Annotated in this window: 20 protein-coding genes and 1 tRNA gene; 12 read left to right on the forward strand and 9 right to left on the reverse strand. The window is 71.6% G+C overall.

The genetic code is table 11. The annotated features are described in order from the left end of the window. Window positions 1-44 precede the first annotated feature (44 nt). Window positions 45-734, reverse strand: a complete 690-nt coding sequence (locus ACIRSU_RS27180; RefSeq protein WP_403797165.1) for a hypothetical protein — start codon at window positions 732-734, stop codon at window positions 45-47. Between the two features lie 47 nt (window positions 735-781). On the opposite strand from ACIRSU_RS27180, the gene ACIRSU_RS27185 reads away from it, so the two are divergent. Then, window positions 782-970, forward strand: coding sequence for a DUF5703 family protein (locus ACIRSU_RS27185; RefSeq protein WP_403797167.1), 189 nt, complete (start codon window positions 782-784; stop codon window positions 968-970). 68 nt (window positions 971-1,038) lie between these two features. Here the strand turns inward: ACIRSU_RS27185 and ACIRSU_RS27190 are convergent, their stop codons facing one another. The 3 genes from ACIRSU_RS27190 to ACIRSU_RS27200 all read right to left on the reverse strand — a co-directional run bounded on the left by ACIRSU_RS27190 (window position 1,039) and on the right by ACIRSU_RS27200 (window position 3,734). Further along, complete coding sequence (locus tag ACIRSU_RS27190) at window positions 1,039-1,884, reverse strand: chaplin (RefSeq protein WP_403797169.1); 846 nt, start codon at window positions 1,882-1,884, stop codon at window positions 1,039-1,041. 130 nt (window positions 1,885-2,014) lie between these two features. Then, window positions 2,015-2,251 (reverse strand): chaplin ChpH, encoded by a 237-nt coding sequence (gene chpH, locus ACIRSU_RS27195; RefSeq protein ID WP_403797172.1) that lies wholly within the window; start codon window positions 2,249-2,251, stop codon window positions 2,015-2,017. 157 nt (window positions 2,252-2,408) lie between these two features. Beyond that, window positions 2,409-3,734, reverse strand: a complete 1,326-nt coding sequence (locus ACIRSU_RS27200) for a M20/M25/M40 family metallo-hydrolase (protein WP_403797174.1) — start codon at window positions 3,732-3,734, stop codon at window positions 2,409-2,411. A gap of 207 nt (window positions 3,735-3,941) precedes the next feature. Here ACIRSU_RS27200 and ACIRSU_RS27205 point away from each other — a divergent pair. After that, window positions 3,942-4,029, forward strand: a tRNA-Leu gene (locus ACIRSU_RS27205). Window positions 4,030-4,083: 54 nt separating this feature from the next. Continuing rightward, window positions 4,084-5,031: a pseudouridine synthase gene (locus ACIRSU_RS27210; protein ID WP_403797177.1), complete on the forward strand. Its 948-nt coding sequence runs from the start codon at window positions 4,084-4,086 to the stop codon at window positions 5,029-5,031. Here the strand turns inward: ACIRSU_RS27210 and ACIRSU_RS27215 are convergent. Then, a complete protein-coding gene (locus ACIRSU_RS27215) occupies window positions 5,028-5,648 on the reverse strand; it encodes an MBL fold metallo-hydrolase (protein ID WP_403797180.1) in 621 nt (206 codons plus the stop codon). The genes ACIRSU_RS27210 and ACIRSU_RS27215 overlap by 4 nt on opposite strands. Beyond that, window positions 5,648-6,733 carry an S-(hydroxymethyl)mycothiol dehydrogenase gene (locus ACIRSU_RS27220; RefSeq protein ID WP_403797183.1) on the reverse strand — a complete coding sequence of 362 codons (1,086 nt, stop codon included), beginning with the start codon at window positions 6,731-6,733 and terminating at the stop codon, window positions 5,648-5,650. Before ACIRSU_RS27220 ends, ACIRSU_RS27215 begins: the two co-directional genes overlap by 1 nt. Before the next feature lie 147 nt (window positions 6,734-6,880). Between ACIRSU_RS27220 and phsA the strand changes: the two genes are divergently transcribed. Further along, window positions 6,881-8,788: an O-aminophenol oxidase PhsA gene (phsA, locus tag ACIRSU_RS27225; RefSeq protein WP_403797186.1), complete on the forward strand. Its 1,908-nt coding sequence runs from the start codon at window positions 6,881-6,883 to the stop codon at window positions 8,786-8,788. A 95-nt stretch (window positions 8,789-8,883) separates the two neighbouring features. Here phsA and ACIRSU_RS27230 read toward each other — a convergent pair whose 3' ends face one another. Both ACIRSU_RS27230 and ACIRSU_RS27235 read right to left on the reverse strand, forming a co-directional pair. Next, window positions 8,884-10,365: an amino acid permease gene (locus ACIRSU_RS27230; RefSeq protein WP_403797189.1), complete on the reverse strand. Its 1,482-nt coding sequence runs from the start codon at window positions 10,363-10,365 to the stop codon at window positions 8,884-8,886. A gap of 205 nt (window positions 10,366-10,570) precedes the next feature. Beyond that, the gene (locus ACIRSU_RS27235) at window positions 10,571-11,275 is read right to left on the reverse strand and encodes a FadR/GntR family transcriptional regulator (RefSeq protein ID WP_403797192.1); all 705 of its coding nucleotides are present in this window, start codon (window positions 11,273-11,275) and stop codon (window positions 10,571-10,573) included. 155 nt (window positions 11,276-11,430) lie between these two features. Between ACIRSU_RS27235 and ACIRSU_RS27240 the strand changes: the two genes are divergently transcribed. Together ACIRSU_RS27240 and ACIRSU_RS27245 are read left to right on the forward strand one after the other, a co-directional pair. After that, window positions 11,431-11,949 carry a gluconokinase gene (locus ACIRSU_RS27240; RefSeq protein ID WP_403797194.1) on the forward strand — a complete coding sequence of 173 codons (519 nt, stop codon included), beginning with the start codon at window positions 11,431-11,433 and terminating at the stop codon, window positions 11,947-11,949. A 46-nt stretch (window positions 11,950-11,995) separates the two neighbouring features. Then, complete coding sequence (locus ACIRSU_RS27245) at window positions 11,996-13,408, forward strand: GntP family permease (RefSeq protein WP_403797197.1); 1,413 nt, start codon at window positions 11,996-11,998, stop codon at window positions 13,406-13,408. A gap of 133 nt (window positions 13,409-13,541) precedes the next feature. On the opposite strand, the gene ACIRSU_RS27250 is transcribed toward ACIRSU_RS27245, so the two are convergent. Then, entirely contained in the window at window positions 13,542-15,209 is a 1,668-nt protein-coding gene (locus ACIRSU_RS27250) for an FAD-binding dehydrogenase (RefSeq protein WP_403797199.1), read from the reverse strand. Between the two features lie 119 nt (window positions 15,210-15,328). Here ACIRSU_RS27250 and ACIRSU_RS27255 point away from each other — a divergent pair, with 119 nt between their 5' ends. From ACIRSU_RS27255 to ACIRSU_RS27280, 6 genes are all read left to right on the forward strand, one after another. Beyond that, entirely contained in the window at window positions 15,329-15,994 is a 666-nt protein-coding gene (locus ACIRSU_RS27255; protein ID WP_403797202.1) for a TetR/AcrR family transcriptional regulator, read from the forward strand. Next, window positions 15,991-16,755 (forward strand): glucose 1-dehydrogenase, encoded by a 765-nt coding sequence (locus ACIRSU_RS27260; protein WP_403797204.1) that lies wholly within the window; start codon window positions 15,991-15,993, stop codon window positions 16,753-16,755. Before ACIRSU_RS27255 ends, ACIRSU_RS27260 begins: the two co-directional genes overlap by 4 nt. Window positions 16,756-16,786: 31 nt before the next feature. Further along, window positions 16,787-17,302: an NUDIX hydrolase gene (locus tag ACIRSU_RS27265; protein WP_403797206.1), complete on the forward strand. Its 516-nt coding sequence runs from the start codon at window positions 16,787-16,789 to the stop codon at window positions 17,300-17,302. Between the two features lie 9 nt (window positions 17,303-17,311). Further along, on the forward strand, window positions 17,312-17,707 hold the full coding sequence (locus ACIRSU_RS27270) for a YidH family protein (RefSeq protein WP_403797209.1): 396 nt from the start codon (window positions 17,312-17,314) through the stop codon (window positions 17,705-17,707). Further along, complete coding sequence (locus ACIRSU_RS27275; RefSeq protein ID WP_403797210.1) at window positions 17,704-18,030, forward strand: DUF202 domain-containing protein; 327 nt, start codon at window positions 17,704-17,706, stop codon at window positions 18,028-18,030. Before ACIRSU_RS27270 ends, ACIRSU_RS27275 begins: the two co-directional genes overlap by 4 nt. Before the next feature lie 197 nt (window positions 18,031-18,227). Next, window positions 18,228-19,148 carry an MBL fold metallo-hydrolase gene (locus ACIRSU_RS27280; protein WP_403797213.1) on the forward strand — a complete coding sequence of 307 codons (921 nt, stop codon included), beginning with the start codon at window positions 18,228-18,230 and terminating at the stop codon, window positions 19,146-19,148. The last annotated feature ends 152 nt before the right edge of the window (window positions 19,149-19,300 follow it).

Here is a 19,300-nt window from a genome sequence, read left to right on the forward strand (position 1 = left end):
TCCGTCGTTCAAGCGGTCATCCAGGCGGTGCTTCGGGCGATCGTTCAGGCGCCCGCCGGCTCCTCGACCAGCTCGTCGCCTTCCTCTTCGCCTTCCTCTTCGCCTTCCTCTTCGCCTTCCTCTTCGTCCTCCTCCTCGCCGTCCTCCTCGTCGAAGACGGCGCTGATGTCGAAGCGGCAGACGATCCGTTCCGGATCGACGTGGCCGAAGGGGTCGCTCAGCCACTCCCCCGGTTCCTGCAGTTCCTCCGCCGCCTCGACCCAGAGCGTGGAGTCGCCCTCCTCCAGACCGAAGTCCTTGTGGCGGGAGGCGATCTCGTCCGGTTCGTACTCGCCGAAGAGGACGCCGAGCGCCGCGTGGGTCGTGGCCGGCTCGTCCTCCCGGTCGAGGTCGGTGACCCGCCGGGCCTGGGCGATGAGCCGCTGCGGCTCCACCACGGCGTAGTCCCGCCGGATCAGCACGCTGAGCGCGTGCGGCTCCTCGGGTCCCGCGTAGGGCGGCAGGGAGTCGTTGACGTCGGGGATCTCGAAGGGGGTGACCTCGTCGTGCCGGGCGTAGAGGAGTTCGTCGTACGCGTCCGCCGCGGCGGCGAGCTCGTTGAACGCCTCGTAGACGGCCGGGTCGTCCTCCCCGCTGCGGCGTTCGACCGCAGCGAGGTGACGGTCCAGTGCGGCTTTGACCGCCTCGGCGGCGGCGCGTACCTCGGCAGCGGTGGGCTGCGCAGCATCAGACATAGGAGAGACGCTATCCGTACCGGGCCCTTGGCCGCACAATAGATGCGATGCCGGAATACGAATTTGTCGACGTGTACGTGCCGCGCGGCGTCTCCCGCAAGGAGGCCACGCGGCTCCTGACCGACCATGCCGAGTACGGACACTGGGAGTTGGACCGCCTGAGCCTGCATCGCGACGGGAGCCGCAAGGTGCGGCTGAGGCGGCGCATCATCCGTCAGATCCGCGCCACCTGGTGACATGAGGAAGGGGCCCCGCGACGCGGGGCCCCTTCGGTTTTCGTACGGCTACGGGCTGCTGGGCCGTGCTACGCGCCGCGGCGGACCCGGCGGTAGATCACCGAGCCGGCGAGCAGCATGCCCGCGCCGACGGGGACGGCCAGCCCGAGCGGCGTCCCGGCACCGGTGTGCGCGAGCTCACCGCCGGGACGGCCCTGCGTGACCGGGTGCGTACCGGGCGTGTTCGGCCCGTGGGACTGACCGGGAGCGCCGGGGTGGCCCGGGTGCTGGCCGCCCTGGTCGCCGGGTGTGTCCGGGGTGCCGGGGTGGCCCGGGGTGCCGGGAGGAGTCCCCGGGGTGCCGGGCGTGCTCGGCGGCGTGCCCGGCGTTCCGGGCGGAGTCCCCGGCGGAGTCCCGGGCGGCGTCGGCGTGCCGGGCGGCGTCGGCTGGTCGCCGTAGCCGCCGGGGCTGTCGTCGCCGTAGCCCCCGGGGCCACTGCCGTTGCCGCAGTCGTTTCCGTAGGCGGCGTTGCCGAGCCCGACGCCGTTGACGCTGTTCCCGCAGACGTTCACGGGTGCGTCGATCGGCACCTGCACGGTGTTGCCGGACGCGACGCCCGGCGAGTGCGAGGCGTGGCCGTCGGCGGAGGAGCCGGAGCCGCCGCCGTGACCACCGCCCGAACCGCTCTTGTTGGCGCACGAGTTGCCGTACGCCGGGTTGAGCAGCGCGACACCGTTGACGGTGTTGCCGCAGACGTTGACCGGCGCGTGGACCGGGACCTGGACGGTGTTGCCGGAGGCGACGCCCGGCGAGTCGGACGCCGTGCCGCTCGCGCCCGCGCTCGCGTGCGCGTAGCCGCCGCCGAGGGCGATCATGCCGCCCGCCGCGGCGACGGTGATGATGCTCTTGCGGGTGATGCGTGTGACCTGTCGCATTGCTGTAGACCTGCTTCCCTGCCTGCTCCGGGCCTGGTCGGCCCGCGAGAAATGACCACCGGCCCCGGAGTGCATGGCACGCACTCCGGGGCCGGCCTTGGCTCAGCCCCTCAGGGGTCGAGGCACAACGTCAGTCAGCGTTGATGCAGGTGTTGCCGAAGGCGGGGTTCAGCAGCCCGATGATGGAGACCGTGTTGCCGCACACGTTGATCGGAATGTGTACCGGCACCTGGACCACGTTGCCCGAGAGGACACCGGGGGAACCGATGGCCGCACCCTGGGCACCCGCGTCGGCAACGGCCATGCCCGCACCCGCGAGAACGAGACCGCCGGTGGCAGCCGCAGCAGCGACGACCTTCTTGATCATTATTCCTCCTTGTTGGCAAATGCGGCCCCAGCCGCGGACCGCATCACCTGTAACGAGGGGGAACTCATGGGGCTACGAGGGCCCTTGGGCATTCACTCTTTCCGGTCAGCCCTGCACGGGTGGTCGATTTTCCGATGGTCAGCCCGGGTCGGCCCGGTCAGCTCGCGTCGATGAACCGGTCGAGAACCCGGACGCCGAACTTCAGGCCGTCGACCGGCACCCGCTCGTCGACGCCGTGGAACATGCCGGCGAAGTCGAGCTCCGGCGGCAGCTGGAGCGGCGCGAAGCCGAAGCAGCGGATGCCGAGGTCGTCGAAGGACTTGGCGTCGGTGCCGCCGGACAGCATGTACGGCACGGCGCGGGCGATCGGGTCCTCGGCGCGCAGGGCGAGCTGCATCGCGTCGACCAGGTCGCCGTCGAAGCTGGTCTCCAGGGCCTTGTCGCCGTGCACGTCCTCGCGCCTGACGCGCGGGCCGAGGATGCGGTCGAGGTCGGCCAGGAACTCGTCCTCGTAACCGGGCAGGAAGCGCCCGTCGACGTGCGCGGTGGCCTGGCCGGGGATGACGTTCACCTTGTAGCCGGCGCCGAGCATGGTGGGAGCGGCGGAGTTGCGCAGGGTGGCGCCGATCATCTTGGCGATCCCGCCGAGCTTGGCGAGCGTGGCCTCCATGTCCTCGGGGTCGAGCGGCGTGCCGAGCGCGTCCGACAGCTCGTCGAGGAAGCTGCGCACGGTCTTGGTCACCCGCACCGGCCACTGGTGCCGGCCGAGGCGGCCCACGGCCTCGCACAGCTCGGTGATGGCGTTGTCGTTGTTGGTCATCGAGCCGTGGCCCGCCGTGCCCTCGACGGTGAGCCGCATCCAGTGCATGCCCTTCTGGGCGGTCTCGACCAGGTAGAGCCGCAGGTTCTCGTTGACGGTGAAGGAGAATCCGCCGACCTCGCCGATCGCCTCCGTCACGCCGTCGAAGAGGTCGCGGTGCTTGTCGACCAGGTGGCGGGCGCCGTAGGTGCCGCCGGCCTCCTCGTCGGCGAGGAAGGCGAGCACGATGTCGCGCGGCGGCTTGCGGCCGCTGCGCAGCCGGTCGCGGACGACCGCGAGGGTCATCGCGTCCATGTCCTTCATGTCGACGGCGCCGCGGCCCCACACGCACCCGTCGGCGACCTCGCCGGAGAACGGGTGGTGGGTCCAGTCCTCGGCGTTCGCCGGGACGACGTCGGTGTGGCCGTGGATGAGCAGGGCCGGCCGCGACGGGTCCTCCCCCTCGATCCGGGCGACGGTGGAGGCCCGCCCCTTGTGCGACTCGATGATCTTCGGGTCGAGGCCGACCTCGGCGAGCTTCTCGGCGACGTACTCGGCGGCCGCCCGCTCGCCCGGCCCGGAGTGGTCGCCGTAGTTGCTGGTGTCGATACGGATCAGGTCCCGGCACAGGTCGACGACCTCGTCCTCGCCCGTGACGCCCCGGCCGGTGTTCGACTCGCTCACGCTGCTTCCTCCCACTACGTGCCCCATGTGCTGGCTGGTGATCTCCCCATCCTCCCGCGTGCCCCCTCGGGACCCAAGAGCGGCCGTCGGCCGACATGCGCCCGTCACACGGCCGGGGCCCGAAGGGGGTGGTGATCGGCCACCCCAGATGTTTGCTATGGTTTTCCTCGTCGGAAGGGCCCAGCGGCCAAGAAGACAAGATCACCTGTCCGGGTGGCGGAATGGCAGACGCGCTAGCTTGAGGTGCTAGTGCCCTTTATCGGGCGTGGGGGTTCAAGTCCCCCCTCGGACACCAGCGAAGGACCCCACATCATGTGGGGTCCTTCTTGTTAGTACGGCGGTAGGACCGGTGCGACGCAGATCCAAGGCCCCTTCCTCGCCCCTCCCCCAGCGGGACGGGATCGATCCGGTGCGGGTGCGGTTCCCGGATGATCCGGAAGGGGTCTGGGGAACCGTACGGGACCATCTCCTCGACCGGTACGCGGGGGCGATCGGGCCCGGGCGGGTCGAGGAGATGCTGCGGGACGGGCGTTTCGTGGGCACGGACGGCGCCGTCACCGGCGACGAGCCGTACGCCGCGGGGCGGTATCTGTGGTTCCACCGGGACTTTCCGGCCGAGACGCCGGTGCCGTTCGGGATCGACGTCGTGTACCGGGACGAGCGGATCGTGGTGGTCGACAAGCCGCACTTCCTGGCGACGATGCCGCGCGGGCGGCATGTGACGGAGACCGCCATGGCGCGGCTGCGGCGGGACCTCGGGCTGCCGGCGCTCCAGCCTGCGCACCGGCTGGACCGGCTGACGGCGGGCCTCGTGCTCTTCGTCGTACGGCCGGAGGACCGGGGGACGTATCAGACGCTGTTCGGGGACCGCCGGGTGCGCAAGGAGTACGAGGCGGTCGCCGCGTACGACCCGGGAGTGGCGCTGCCCGTGACGGTGCGGAGCCGGATCGAGAAGGAACGGGGCGTGATGGCCGCCCGGGAGGTGGCGGGCGAGCCCAACAGTGAGAGCCGGGTCGAGCTGGTGGAGCGGCGGGGGGCGCTCGCCCGGTACCGGCTGGTGCCGGAGACCGGGCGGACGCATCAGCTGCGGGTGCACATGAACGCGCTGGGCCTGCCGATCCTGCACGACCCGTTGTTTCCGGTGGTGCGAGAGGACGGGCCGGAGGACTTCGGGCGCCCGCTGCAGCTCCTCGCGCGGACGCTCGCGTTCACCGACCCGTTCGACGGCACCCCGAGGCACTTCGAGAGCCGGCTCGCGCTCAGTGGCCTCGTCCACGCGGCGGAGCCGCCTATCTAACGCAGCCATTCCTCCAGGTGCGGGGCCTCGGCTCCGATGGTGGTGCTGTCGCCGTGGCCGGTGCGGACCACCGTCTCGTGCGGCAGCGTGAGCAGCTTCGTACGGATGGAGTCGACGATCGTCGGGAAGTCCGAGAAGGACCGGCCCGTCGCGCCGGGGCCGCCCTGGAAGAGGGTGTCGCCGGTGAAGACGGTGCCCAGGTCGGGGGCGTACAGGCAGACCGCGCCCGGGGCGTGACCCGGTGTGTGCAGGACGTGCAGGTCGGTGCCGGCGATGGTGAGGACCTGGCCGTCGGCGAGGTCGCCGTCGGGGGTGTGGTCGGGGTGGGTGAGCTTCCACAGCGGCTGGTCGGCGGGGTGGAGCAGGATCCGGGCGCCGGTGGCGGCGGCGAGGGCCGGGGCCGCGTCGATGTGGTCGTCGTGGGCGTGGGTGCAGATGATCGCGCGCAGGGCGCGGCCGTCGAGCGCGGCCAGGACGGCGTCGGCGTCGTGGGCGGCGTCGATGACGACGGCCTCGGTGTCGTCGCCGACGATCCAGACGTTGTTGTCGACGTCCCAGGTGCCGCCGTCGAGGCTGAAGGTGCCGGAGGTGACCAGGTGGTCGATGCGGGCGCCCATCAGAGGATCACCACCGAGCGGAGCACGTCGCCCTCGTGCATGCGGGCGAAGGCCTTCTCGACGTCGCCGAGGCCGATGGTCTCGGTGACGAAGGCGCCGAGGTCGATGCGGCCCTGCTGGTGCAGGTCGACGAGCATCGGGAAGTCGCGGGACGGCAGGCAGTCGCCGTACCAGGAGGACTTGAGCGCGCCGCCGCGGCCGAAGACGTCGAGGAGCGGGAGTTCGAGCTTCATCTCGGGGGTGGGCACGCCGACGAGGACGACGGTGCCGGCGAGGTCGCGGGCGTAGAACGCCTGCTGGTAGGTCTCGGGGCGGCCGACGGCCTCGATGACGACGTCGGCGCCGAAGCCGCCGGTGAGTTCGCGGATGGCCTCGACCGGGTCGGTGGTGCGGGAGTTGACGGTGTGGGTGGCGCCCATCTCCTTCGCCTTGGCCAGCTTGCGGTCGTCGATGTCGACGGCGATGATCCGGGCGGCTCCGGCGAGGCGGGAGCCGACGACGGCCGCGTCGCCGACGCCGCCGCAGCCGATGACGGCGACGCTGTCGCCGCGGCCGACGTCGCCGGTGTTGATGGCGGCGCCGATGCCGGCCATCACGCCGCAGCCGAGCAGCCCCGCGACCTCGGGGGCGACGGCCGGGTCGACCTTGGTGCACTGGCCGGCGTGGACGAGGGTCTTCTCGGCGAAGGCGCCGATGCCGAGCGCGGGCGACAGCTCGGTGCCGTCCGGAAGGGTCATCTTCTGCCGGGCGTTGTGGGTGTCGAAGCAGTACTGGGGGCGGCCGCGCAGGCAGGCCCGGCACTGGCCGCACACCGCACGCCAGTTGAGAATGACGAAGTCGCCGGGGACGACGTCGGTGACGCCCGCGCCGACGGACTCGACGATTCCTGCGGCCTCGTGGCCGAGCAGGAAGGGGAACTCGTCGTTGATACCGCCCTGCTTGTAGTGCAGGTCGGTGTGGCAGACCCCGCACGCCTGGATCTTCACCACGGCCTCGCCAGGTCCCGGATCGGGGATCACGATCGTCTCGACCCGGACCGGCTCGTTCCTGCCGGGGGCGACGACCCCCTGGACCTGCTGCGCCATCGTGGCTTCCTTCCGACGAAACGGTAACCCGCGTTACGGATGTGACGATTACGTCAGGTTACGCGGAGACCGGAACCCGTGCCGCTGCGTTCGATGTCTCTGCCGGTACAGGCATGTACAGGCATGACACAGCCTCAGGGGGAACACATGACCAGTGAACTCGAGCCGTACGCGGACGCGTTACGCGTCCCGCCGGTGCTCCGTCCGGGGGACGGCGAGGAGGTCGGGATCGCGCTGCGGCCGACCTGGGTGCGGATGCACCGTCAGCTGCCGCCGACGCTGATGTGGGGGTACGAGGGGAGCGTCCCCGGCCCGACGATCGAGGTGCGGCGGGGGCAGCGGATCCGGGTGGCGTGGACCAACCGGATCCCGAAGGGCAGCGAGTACCCGGTCACCGCGGTCGAGGTGCCGCGCACCGACGGGCAGCCCGATCCGCACAACCGGCCGGGCCGCGAGGGCGCGGAGCCGATCCGCGAGGTGGCGGCGCTGCCGGCCTGGACGGTGACGCATCTGCACGGGGCGCAGACCGGAGCCGGCAACGACGGCTGGACCGACAACGGGATCGGCTTCGGCGACGCGCAGCTGTCCGAGTACCCGAACGAGCACCAGGCGGTGCAGTGGTGGTACCACGACCACGCCATGAACATCACCCGCTGGAACGTCTACGCGGGCCTGGTCGGCACGTATCTCGTCCGTGACGAGGAGGAGGACGCGCTCGGTCTGCCGTCCGGGGAGCGGGAGCTGCCGCTGATCCTGGCGGACCGGAACCTGGACACGGACGAGGACGGGCAGCTCAACGGGCGGCTGCTGCACAAGACGACCCGGCTGGTGGCGGCCCATCCGGAGACCGGCAAGCCGGTGGCGCTGCCGTTCTTCGGCCCGTACACGACGGTCAACGGCACGATCTGGCCGTATCTGGACGTCGAGGACGGCTGGTACCGGTTCCGGCTGGTGAACGCGTCCAACGCCCGGACGTACGACCTGGTGCTCGTCGACGAGGACGACCGGCCGGTGTCCGGTGTGGTGCACCAGATCGGCAGCGACGGCGGGCTGCTGCCGCGCCCCGCCCCGTTCGACTTCGAGGAGGGCCCGCAGGGGGCGGGCGACGTCGCGACACTGACGATCTCACCGGCCGAGCGCTTCGACCTGCTGATCGACTTCCGGGGGCTGGCGGGGCGCACCCTGCGCCTGGTGAACAAGGCTCCGGGGCGGGAGCCGGGCGTCGCGGACGCGGCGCTGAACGTGCCGTATCCGCAGGTCATGGAGTTCCGGGTGGGCGCGTGCGCGGAGCCCGACGGCTTCGAGCTGCCGGCGCTGCTCTCCGGGTCCTTCCGGCGCTACGACCACGCGAAGATCGAGCACGGGCACCGGCTCGTCGTGCTGACGCCGCCGACCACGGTCGGGGGCGGCGGGCACCCGGAGATCTGGGAGATGGAGGAGGTCCCGGAGCACGAGCAGCCCGCGGTGCGGGTGCCGACGAACGGGGTGATCCGGGTCCAGGCGGCGGACGGCAAGGTGCGCATGTACCGGCGGACCGCCCGGACGTTCAACGACGGGCTCGGCTTCACCATCGGCGAGGGCTCGTACGAGCAGTGGTCGTTCCTCAACCTGGGGCCGGCTCCGGTGCTGCACCCGATGCACATCCACCTGGCGGACTTCCAGGTGATGGCGCGGGAGGCGTATGTGGCGGACGGCTTCGACGCGACGGTGGGCGGGACGGTGGCGCCGGTGCGCTGCGACACGGCGCAGCCGATTCCGGTGCCGCCGAACGAGCAGGGCTGGAAGGACGTGTTCCGGGTGCCGGGCGGGCAGCTGGTGCGGGTGATGGGCCGGTTCGACGGGGCGTACGGCCGGTTCATGTACCACTGCCATCTGCTGGAGCACGAGGACATGGGCATGATGCGGCCGTTCGTCGTGATGCCGCCGGAGGTGCTGCCGCTGGGCCACGGGCACGCGGGCGGTCACGACGACGGCCACGGTGGCGGTCAGGGCCCGGGGCACGGTGGCGGTCAGGGCCCGGGCCATGGTGGCGGTCACGGGCACGGCGGCCACTGACCCCGCACCCGTAGGAACGGCCGAGGCCCCCGCGAGCGCGGTGCTCGCGGGGGCCTCGTTCTTCCCGTGGGGGGAAGCTCCGGGTCAGGACCGGGTCAGCCCTGGCGGGCGGCCGCGGTGGCGCGCACCCGGCCGCGGACCAGGAACCAGCCGCCGACCAGCGCCGCCGCGATGAGCGGCAGGCAGTTGACCGTGGTGCGGCCGACGCCGCCGTCCATCCACATCAGGACCAGGACGGCGCCGAGGAAGAGCAGGGTCACGATCTGCGTGTACGGGGCCCAGGGCAGCTGGTAGGAGGGGCGGACGAGCTTGCCCTCCTTGGCGCGGCGCACGAAGAGCAGCGAGCAGATCATGATCATCGCCCAGGTGCCGATGATGCCGATGGAGGCGAAGTTGAGGACGAGCTCGAAGGCCTCGCCCGGCATCACGTAGTTGAGGACGACACCGGCGACGCCGAAGCCCGCGGTGAGCAGGATGCCGCCGTACGGCACGCCGCCCTTGTTCATCACGCCGGTGAACTTGGGCGCGGAGCCGCTGAGCGACATCGAGCGCAGGATGCGGCCGGTGGAGTAGAGGCCCGAGTTCAGGCTGGAGAGCGCGGCGGTGAGGACGACGAGGTTCATCACGCCGGCGGCGCCGGGGATGCCGAGCTTGTCGAAGACGGTGACGAAGGGGCTCTGGTCGCCGGTGTACGCGGTGTACGGGAGGATCAGCGCGAGCAGCACGACCGAGCCGACGTAGAACAGGCCGACGCGCCACATGATCGAGTTGATCGCCTTCGGCATGATCTTCTCGGGGTTCTCGGTCTCACCGGCGGCGACGCCGCACAGCTCGACGGAGGCGTAGGCGAAGACGACGCCCTGGATCAGGAGCAGCATCGGCATGACGCCGTTCGGGAAGATGCCGCCGTTCTCGGTGATGTTGTGCAGGCCCGGGGTGTGGCCGCCGACGTCGTGCGAGGTCACGACCAGGACGATGCCGACGATCATGAAGGCCAGGAGCGCGGCGACCTTGATGATCGCGAACCAGAACTCCATCTCACCGAAGTACTTCACCGAGATGAGGTTGGCGGTGAGCACGATCGCGAGGGCGATCAGCGCGAGCACCCACTGCGGGATGCTGCTGAACATCGACCAGAAGTGGGCGTAGGTGGCGGCCGCCGTGATGTCGGCGACGGCGGTGGTCGACCAGTTGAGGAAGTACAGCCAGCCGGCCGTGAAGGCGCCCTTCTCGCCCATGAACTCACGGGCGTACGAGACGAAGGCACCGGAGGACGGGCGGTAGAGCACGAGCTCGCCCAGGGCCCGGACGACGAAGAAGGCGAACAGACCGCAGACCGCGTACGCGATGAAGAGCGACGGTCCGGCGTTGTGCATGCGGCCGCCGGCACCCAGGAAGAGACCCGTGCCGATGGCGCCGCCGATGGCGATCATGTTGATGTGCCGGGACTTGAGGTCCTTGCGGTATCCGGCGTCGCCGGCGTCGACGTGGGAGGACGCCGACTGGGCTGCGGGGGCTGCCGCGCCGGCCGCCGGGGTGGCGGACAGCGGGTCGGCCGCAGGGATGCGATCACTCATGGAGTTGTTCGCCTTCGTGAGGGGGAGGGTCTGTGCGGTACCCGGCCGTTCCCTCGCGAGGGTGCCCTTGTGAGGCTTCTTGGGACGGCCAGCGGACATCCTCACGGCAACCAGCGTTAACTGACTGTGAGCAAATTCACTGAACGCCCGGATTTGAGCTAGTTCAGAGGTTACGCGGCGGTATCCCGCGTCTGTACGCCATGTGTCACGGCGCGAGGACGTCCAGCTCCTTCAGCGCGCCGACGGCGATCTGGCGGGTCAGCTCCTCGGCGCGGGCCGCGTCCTTCTCCCGTACGGCCTCGGCGACCTGGACGTGCAGCGTGACGGCGGCCGGGTCCGGGTCCTCGAACATCACCTGGTGCTGGGTGCGGCCGGTGAGCACCTCGGCGACCACGTCGCCGAGCCGGGCGAACATCTCGTTGCCCGAGGCGTTGAGGATGACCCGGTGGAAGGCGATGTCGTGCACGAGGTACGCCTCCAGGCGCCGGCCGCGTGAGGTGGCGACCATGCCGAGGGCCTGCTCGGTGAGCTCACGGCACTGCTCGGGGTCAGCGTTCAGCGCGGCGAGACCGGCGGCGACGGGCTCGATCGCGGAGCGCAGGACGGTGAGCGAGCGCAGCTGGCGCGGGCGGTCGGCGCCGGCCAGTCGCCAGCGGATGACCTGGGGGTCGTACACGTTCCACCGCTCGGTCGGCAGCACGATCACGCCGACCCGGCGCCGGGACTCGACCAGGTGCATGGACTCCAGGACCCGCACGACCTCACGGACGACCGTCCGGGACACGTCGAAGCGCTCGGCGAGCTCGTCGGAGCGGAGCACGGTGCCGGGCGGGTACTCCCCCGCGGTGATGGCCAGGCCCAGGGAGGTCAGAACGTGCGGATGGAGCCCCTGAGCGGCCGGTGTCGTCATGTCGGCAAGCCTATGCGTCCGGACTTGGATGATCACGCGGGGAACATTAAGTACGACTTTTTTGTCACAGAGTCTTGAATACGTCGTACTCAATGGGTTTCATGAGCGCGACGGATCGACGAATCGATGTCGAAGAAGACAGCGAGGCACCCCCCATGAGCACCACCCCCCACCCCGTCCTCGTCGTGATGGGCGTCGCCGGCACCGGCAAGACCACGATCGGCCCGCTGGTGGCGCAGGCGCTCGGCCTCCCGTACGCGGAGGGCGACGACTTCCACCCGCCGGCCAACGTGGCCAAGATGTCCGCCGGCATCCCGCTCGACGACACGGACCGGGAGCCCTGGCTCGACGCCATCGGGGAGTGGGCGCACAGCCGGGCCGGGCTCGGCGGGGTGGTGTCCAGCTCCGCGCTGAAACGGAGCTACCGGGACCGGCTGCGCGCGGCCGCGCCCGGCGTGGTCTTCCTCCATCTGACCGGCGACCGGGAGCTCATCGAGCAGCGGATGGCGGCCCGCAAGGGCCACTTCATGCCGACCGCGCTCCTCGACTCCCAGTTCGCCACCCTGCAGCCGCTGCAGGCGGACGAGGCCGGCGTCGCCGTCGACGTCGCCGGCACCCCCGAGGAGATCACCGCCCGCGCCGTCGCCGCGCTGCGCCGGCTCACCACCGTCTGATCCCGCACCCCCGCCCCCTGTCCCCCTCACCCCCTAGGGACCCACCGTGACCAGTCTCAGCGTCGAGATGCTGGCAGCGGACGCCGCCGAACCGATCACCTCGGCCGGCCATGCCCAGCTCGGCATCGCCGTGCTCGCCGGCATCGCCGTCATCGTCCTGCTCATCACCAAGTTCAAGCTGCACGCCTTCCTCGCCCTGACCATCGGGTCGCTGGCGCTCGGCGCGTTCGCGGGCGCCCCGCTCGCGGACACCATCAAGTCGTTCAGCACCGGGCTCGGCAACACCGTGGCCGGTGTGGGCGTGCTCATCGCCCTGGGCGCGATCCTCGGCAAGCTGCTCGCCGACTCGGGCGGCGCCGACCAGATCGTCGACACCATCCTCGCCAAGGCGTCCGGCCGGGCCATGCCGTGGGCGATGGTCCTCATCGCCTCCGTGATCGGCCTGCCGCTCTTCTTCGAGGTCGGCATCGTGCTGCTGATCCCGGTGGTGCTGCTCGTCGCCAAGCGCGGCAACTACTCCCTGATGCGCATCGGCATCCCGGCCCTCGCCGGCCTGTCCGTGATGCACGGCCTCATCCCGCCGCATCCCGGACCGCTCGTCGCGATCGACGCCGTCGGCGCCAACCTGGGCATCACGCTCGCGCTCGGCCTGGTCGTCGCGATACCGACCGTGATCATCGCCGGTCCGCTCTTCTCGCGCGTCGCCGCCCGCTGGGTGGACGTCCCCGCCCCCGAGAAGATGCTGCAGAACTCCGGCGGGGCCGCGCGCCCCTCCGAGGACCTGGAGAAGCGCCCCGGCTTCGGCATCACCGTCGCGACCGTGCTGCTGCCCGTCGTGCTCATGCTGGTCAAGGCTCTCGTCGACATCGTCGTCGACGACCCGGACAACGGCGTGCAGAAGGTCACCGACGTCATCGGCTCCCCGCTGATCGCGCTGCTCGCGGCCGTCATCGTCGCGATGTTCACGCTGGGCCGCGCGGCCGGCTTCAGCAAGGAGCGGCTGTCCTCCACCGTCGAGAAGTCCCTCGCCCCGATCGCCGGCATCCTGCTGATCGTCGGCGCGGGCGGCGGCTTCAAGCAGACGCTCATCGACATCGGCGTGGGCCAGATGATCCTCGACTTCTCGAAGAGCTGGTCCATCCCGGCGCTGCTCCTCGCCTGGCTGATCGCGGTGGCGATCCGGCTGGCGACGGGCTCGGCGACGGTGGCGACGATCTCGGCGGCGGGCCTGGTGGCCCCGCTCGCGGCGGGCATGTCGACGGGTGAGGTGTCGCTGCTCGTGCTGGCGATCGGTGCCGGCTCGCTCTTCTTCAGCCACGTGAACGACGCCGGTTTCTGGCTGGTGAAGGAGTACTTCGGCCTGGACGTCGGCCAGACGATCAAGACCTGGTCGGTGATGGAGACGATCATCTCGGTGGTCGGCATCGGCTTCGTGCTGCTGCTGTCGCTGGTGGTGTAGCGCCGGCAGACAGCCATCTGCCAGGGCCCGGACGTCGGCCGAGACGTCCGGGCCCTTGTCGTACCCGGGCCGGGAAAGGCGGGGCCGCTGCCCCACCGCCCGCCCCCGGCCTATCCCGCCGCCTGTCCCTGGCCTATCCCACCGCCCTCGCCGCCGCCCGGCCCGCCGCCCGGCCCGAGAACAGGCAGCCGCCCAGGAAGGTGCCCTCCAGCGAGCGGTAGCCGTGCACGCCCCCGCCGCCGAAGCCCGCCGCCTCGCCCGCCGCGTACAGGCCCGGCAGTGGCTCGCCGTCGGCGGTCAGCACGCGCGAGGAGAGGTCGGTCTGCAGGCCGCCGAGCGACTTGCGGGTCAGGATGCTGAGGCGGACGGCGATCAGCGGGCCCGCGGCCGGGTCGAGGATGCGGTGCGGGGCGGCCGTGCGGGTGAGCTTGTCGCCGAGGTAGCGGCGGGCTCCCCGGATCGCCGTGACCTGGAGGTCCTTGGTGAAGGGGTTGGCGATCTCGCGGTCGCGGGCGGTGAGTTCGCGGCGCAGCGCGGCCTCGTCGATCAGGTCCTCGCCGGTGATCCGGTTCATGCCGCGGACGAGGGCGGCGAGGTCGCGCTCGACGACGAAGTCGGCGCCCTTGTCCATGAAGGCGCGCACGGGGCCGGGGACGTCGGCGCGGGCGCGGGCGAGGACGTCGCGGACGGACTTGCCGGTGAGGTCGGGGTTCTGTTCGGAGCCGGAGAGGGCGAACTCCTTGCCGATGATCTTCTGGTCGAGCACGAACCAGGTGTGGTCGTGGCCGGTCCGCATGATGTGTTCGAGGGTGCCGAGGGTGTCGAAGCCGGGGAAGAGCGGGACGGGCAGCCGTCTGCCGGTGGCGTCGAGCCAGAGGGAGGACGGGCCGGGCAGGATGCGGATGCCGTGGCGGGCCCAGATGGGGTTCCAGTTCTCGATGCCCTCGGTGTAGTGCCACATGCGGTCGCGGTTGACGTGGTGGGCGCCGGCGTTCTCGGCGATGCCGAGCATCAGGCCGTCGACGTGGGCGGGCACGCCGGAGAGCATGCGGGCGGGCGGGGTGCCGAGGCGGGCGGGCCACTGCTTGCGGACGAGTTCGTGGTTGCCGCCGATGCCGCCGGAGGTGACGATCACGGCCTGGGCGCGGTACGAGAACGCGCCGGTGACCTCGCGGCTGCTGGCGGTGCCGCGAGGGACGCCCGAAGGGGCCAGGACCTCGCCGGTGACGGTGTCGACGGCGCCGGCGGTGGTGCCGAGGCCGGTGACCCGGTGGCGGAAGCCGAAGCGGACCAGGCCGCGGGCGACGCCCTCGCGCACCCGGCGCTCGAAGGGGGCGACGAGGCCGGGTCCGGTGCCCCAGGTGATGTGGAAGCGGGGTACGGAGTTGCCGTGGCCGGTGGCGTCGTAGCCGCCGCGCTCGGCCCAGCCGACGACCGGGAAGAAGCGCACGCCGAGCTCGTGCAGCCAGGCCCGCTTCTCGCCGGCCGCGAAGTCGACGTACGCCTCGGCCCACTTCCGGGCCCAGGCGTCGTCCTCGGGGCGGTCGAAGCCGGCGGTGCCGAGCCAGTCCTGCAGGGCCAGGGCGTGGCTGTCGCGGATCCGCATCCGGCGCTGTTCGGGCGAGTCGACGAGGAAGAGGCCGCCGAAGGACCAGTGGGCCTGGCCGCCGATCGACTGCTCGGGTTCCTGGTCGAGCAGGAGGACGGAGCGGCCGGCGGCGGCCAGCTCGGCGGTGGCGACGAGACCGGCGAGGCCGGCCCCGATGACGATCGCATCGGCGTCGTACGGCTCATGAGGCATGGACCGCATCTTGGATACAGAAATGTATCGAGTCAACGGTCCGGCCCCTTCCGGCTGCGTTCCCCCGTGCCCCCATTCTTTTCGTGGCGCACCTAATGCCGAGCATTAATATGGTTGGCATGGCAAGGACATCAGGGCCCGAGACCCGGGACAAACTGATCCGCGCGGCCGAGGAGATCTTCGCGACGAGGGGCGTCGACGGCGCCCAGCTCCGCGACATCGTGGCCCTCGCCGGCCAGGGCAACCCCTCGGCCGTGCAGTACCACTTCGGCTCCCGCGCCGGACTCCTCGACGCGGTGATGGCCGGCCGCCAGGCCCGTACGGAACAGGTGCTCGCCCCGCTCCTGGACGCGGCCGGAAGCGATCTCCACGAGCTGATCGCGGCGCTCGTCACGGCCGAGGCGAGCGAGCTCGGCACCGACCGGGGCCGGCGCTGTCTGCGGATCTCCGCACAGCTCAGCCACGAGAGCGGGGTCCGCACCCGCACCCCGCACCCCACGCTCGCGGGCACCGGCTACTGGCGCCTGATCGAGCGGACCGCCGACCGGCTGGCCGCCGACGGACTGCCGGAGCCGCTGCTCCTGGAGCGCCTCGACCTGGCCCTGACCGTCGTGGGCGCGGCGATGGCGGACCGCGCCCGGCAGTACCTCGACGGCGTCGAACCGCTGACCGGCGAGCCGCTCTTCCTCGCCGACCTGGTCGAGACGACCACCGCGCTTCTGCGGGCCGCACAGCCCCGGAGCGTCCCCACCCCCTCCCCCGACCTCCGAAGGGACCATCCATGAACGACCTCACCGGCAAGACCGTCCTCATCACCGGCGGCGCCCGCGGCCTGGGCGCCGAGGCCGCCCGGCAGGCCGTGGCCGCCGGCGCCGACGTCGTCATCACCGACGTACTGGACGAGGACGGCAAGGCGACCGCGGCCGAGCTCGGCGAGCGCGCCCGTTTCCTCCACCACGACGTGACCTCGGAGGAGGAGTGGGCGGCGGCCGTCGCGTACACCGTCGCCGAGTTCGGCGGTCTGCACGGGCTGGTGAACAACGCCGGCATCTCCACCGGCGCCTTCCTGGAGAGCGAGTCCGTCGAGCACTTCCGCAGGGTCCTCGACATCAACCTGACCGGTGTCTTCATCGGCATGAAGGCCGCGATACCGGCGATGAAGGAGGCCGGCGGCGGCTCCATCGTCAACATCTCCTCCGCCGCGGGCCTGATGGGCCTGGCGCTCACCGCCGGCTACGGCGCCTCCAAGTGGGGCGTGCGCGGTCTGACGAAGATCGGCGCGGTCGAGCTCGGCACGGCGCGGATCCGCGTCAACTCGGTCCACCCGGGCATGACCTACACCCCGATGACCGCCTCCGTCGGCATCGAGAAGGGCGAGGGCAAGTACCCCAACACCCCGATGGGCCGGGTCGGCGAGGCGCACGAGATCGGCGGCGCGGTCGTGTTCCTGCTGTCGGACGCGGCCTCGTACGTGACGGGCGCGGAGCTGGCGGTGGACGGCGGCTGGACGACCGGCCCGACGGTCAAGTACGTCATGGGGCAGTAGGGCCGCGGCCGTTCGGTGATTTCATGGGCGCATGAGCGCTGCCGATGAGGTACTCGACGTCGTCGACGAGAACGACCAGGTGATCGGACAGGCCCCGCGCGGCGAGGTGTACGCGCGCGGCCTCATTCACCGCTGCACCTTCATCCACGTACGGGACGGCCAGGGGCGGATCTTCGTGCACCGCCGCACCCCGACCAAGCTGGTCTATCCGTCCCTCTACGACATGTTCGTGGGCGGGGTCGTCGGCGCCGGCGAGTCCTACGACGACGCCGCGCTGCGCGAGGCCGAGGAGGAGCTCGGCGTCTCCGGACTCCCCCGGCCGGTGCCGCTGTTCCGTTTCCTGTACGACTCCGGGGGCGTGGCCGGCAAGTGGTGGTCGGCCGTGTACGAGGTGCGCTGCGACCTGCCCGTCCACCCGCAGGCCGAGGAGGTGGCGTGGCACGCCTTCCTGCCGGAGGCCGAGCTGGCGCGGCGGCTCCCCGAATGGCGCTGGGTGCCGGACGGCCTGGCCGCGTACGAGCGGCTGCGCGCGCACCGCGTCACGTAGGGTGCCCCGGTGAGCGACTTCGTACAGAGCCTGCGGCTGTGGTTCGCGCCGCGGCGCCTCCGGGAGGAGGGCGAGACCCCCGACTACCGCTTCTCCCTGGCGAACGAGCGCACCTTCCTCGCCTGGATCCGGACCGCGCTCGCCCTGATCGGCGGCGGTTTCGCCGTGGACCAGTTCCTGCCGGACCTGCGCTGGGGGGTACGGGTCGGGCTCGCGCTCGCGCTGCTCGGCGCCGGTGTGCTGTGCGCGCTGCGCGCCGTGAACCACTGGGTGCGCTGCGAGCGGGCCATGCGGCGCGGCGAGGACCTGCCGGTGTCGCGCTTCCCGACCGTGCTGAGCCTCGCGGTCGCGGTGGTCGCGATGGCGATGGTGGTGGTCGTGGTCTTCGGCTGGGCCGGGCGGTGACGACGCCTTCGGCCGACGGGGCGGACGCCCGGGATCCGGGACTCCAGCCGGAGCGGACGCGGCTCGCGTGGCGGCGTACGACGCTGTCGGCCACGGTGGTCGCGGTGCTCGCCGGCAAGCAGGCCATCCACGGCGGCGTCACGGCGTCCGGAGTGGTCGCGGCCTGCCTGTCGGCCCTGGTCTGCATCGCCTTCCTGGCGGTGGCGCACCGCCGGATCCGGTCGCTCGACGCGGCCCGGCCACGGCAGTTGTCGCACCGGAGCGCACTGCTCGCGGCGGCGTGCGCGATCGCCTTCGCGGGCTTCGCGGTCGTGGTGCTCTGAGCCGTGCTGCGCTGAGCCGTGGCCCTCCGAGCCCCGGTCCTCTGAACCTTGGTCCCCGGAACCCCGGCCCTCCGGAGCCGTGGTCCTCCGAGCCGCCCGGGAAATCGGCGGACCGTCCGGTTCCGGCTTCCCTCTGACCTGGGGCAACTGGCACTCTTCCGCTGTCCGGTTGGACTCTCATCGTCCGGGGGAACCCTTTGTCTGCCACCGATCCCTATGTGGTCGCGCTCGCGCCGAACGTCCACGCCTTCGTCCAGCCCGACGGCGGCTGGTGCCTCAACAACGCCGGTTTCGTCGGCGACGGGCGGCCCGACGGCGAGACGCTGCTCGTCGACACCGCGGCCACCGAGCGCCGCGCCCGGCTGCTGCGCGCTGCCGTCCTCGACGCGGGGTGCGCGCTGCCCCGCACCATCGTCACCACGCACCACCACGGCGACCACACCTACGGCAACGGGGTGTTCCTGCCGGAGGCCCGGATCATCGGGCACGAGCTGTGCCGCTCCGAGCAGCTGGCCGCCGGGCGGCAGCTGCACCTGCTGTGGCCGCAGACCGACTGGGGCCACGTCGACATCGAGCCGCCGCACCTCACGTACTCGGACCGGCTGACGCTGTACGTCGGGGAGACCGAGGTTCGGGTGATCCACCCGGGCACGGCGCACACGGTGGGTGACTCGATCGTCCACCTCCCCGAGCAGGGCATCGTGTTCACCGGCGACCTGATCTTCAACGGCGGCACACCGTTCGTGCCGATGGGCTCGCTGGCCGGTTCGCTGCGGGCGCTCGACCTGCTGCGCGCGCTGGACGCGAGCACGGTGGTGCCGGGCCACGGCCGGATCACCGACCCGTCCGCATACGACGCGACCGAGCGCTATCTGCTGTACGTGCGGGAGCTCGCCGCCGACGGCCGGACCCGGGGGGACTCGCCGCTGGAGACGGCCCGGCGGGCCGATCCGGGCGAGTTCGCGGCCTGGCCGGAGAGCGAGCGGCTCGTCGCCAACCTGCACCGGGCGTACGCGGAACTGGACGGCCTGCCGGAGGGGCACCCGCTCGACGCGATGACCGTCTTCATGGACATGGCCGCGATGAACGGCGGGAAGCCGGTCGCCTGCCACGCCTGACGCCACCGGGCGGCGGGGCTCCGGGCGACGTGGTCACCCGGAGCGTCTCCCGGCTCCCCCCGGCTTTCTGCGGCTTCGCGCGGCTTCCCGCGGCCTCCTCTGGACGACATACCGACTGGTCGGTCATGATGGGCGCGACGCCGACCCCCGGA

It is taken from the genome of Streptomyces sp. NPDC101160 (genome assembly GCF_044768205.1).
Lineage (GTDB): Bacteria > Actinomycetota > Actinomycetes > Streptomycetales > Streptomycetaceae > Streptomyces.

Excerpts from the sequence above, each read along its gene's own strand:
- ACIRSU_RS27180 (WP_403797165.1), bottom strand. The coding sequence starts at position 734 with ATGTCTGATGCTGCGCAGCCCACCGCTGCCGAGGTACGCGCCGCCGCC.
- ACIRSU_RS27185 (WP_403797167.1), top strand. The coding sequence starts at position 782 with ATGCCGGAATACGAATTTGTCGACGTGTACGTGCCGCGCGGCGTCTCC.
- ACIRSU_RS27190 (WP_403797169.1), bottom strand. The coding sequence starts at position 1,884 with ATGCGACAGGTCACACGCATCACCCGCAAGAGCATCATCACCGTCGCC.
- chpH (WP_403797172.1), bottom strand. The coding sequence starts at position 2,251 with ATGATCAAGAAGGTCGTCGCTGCTGCGGCTGCCACCGGCGGTCTCGTT.
- ACIRSU_RS27215 (WP_403797180.1), bottom strand. The coding sequence starts at position 5,648 with ATGGGCGCCCGCATCGACCACCTGGTCACCTCCGGCACCTTCAGCCTC.
- ACIRSU_RS27220 (WP_403797183.1), bottom strand. The coding sequence starts at position 6,733 with ATGGCGCAGCAGGTCCAGGGGGTCGTCGCCCCCGGCAGGAACGAGCCG.
- phsA (WP_403797186.1), top strand. The coding sequence starts at position 6,881 with ATGACCAGTGAACTCGAGCCGTACGCGGACGCGTTACGCGTCCCGCCG.
- ACIRSU_RS27230 (WP_403797189.1), bottom strand. The coding sequence starts at position 10,365 with ATGAGTGATCGCATCCCTGCGGCCGACCCGCTGTCCGCCACCCCGGCG.
- ACIRSU_RS27235 (WP_403797192.1), bottom strand. The coding sequence starts at position 11,275 with ATGACGACACCGGCCGCTCAGGGGCTCCATCCGCACGTTCTGACCTCC.
- ACIRSU_RS27240 (WP_403797194.1), top strand. The coding sequence starts at position 11,431 with ATGAGCACCACCCCCCACCCCGTCCTCGTCGTGATGGGCGTCGCCGGC.
- ACIRSU_RS27250 (WP_403797199.1), bottom strand. The coding sequence starts at position 15,209 with ATGCCTCATGAGCCGTACGACGCCGATGCGATCGTCATCGGGGCCGGC.
- ACIRSU_RS27255 (WP_403797202.1), top strand. The coding sequence starts at position 15,329 with ATGGCAAGGACATCAGGGCCCGAGACCCGGGACAAACTGATCCGCGCG.
- ACIRSU_RS27260 (WP_403797204.1), top strand. The coding sequence starts at position 15,991 with ATGAACGACCTCACCGGCAAGACCGTCCTCATCACCGGCGGCGCCCGC.
- ACIRSU_RS27265 (WP_403797206.1), top strand. The coding sequence starts at position 16,787 with ATGAGCGCTGCCGATGAGGTACTCGACGTCGTCGACGAGAACGACCAG.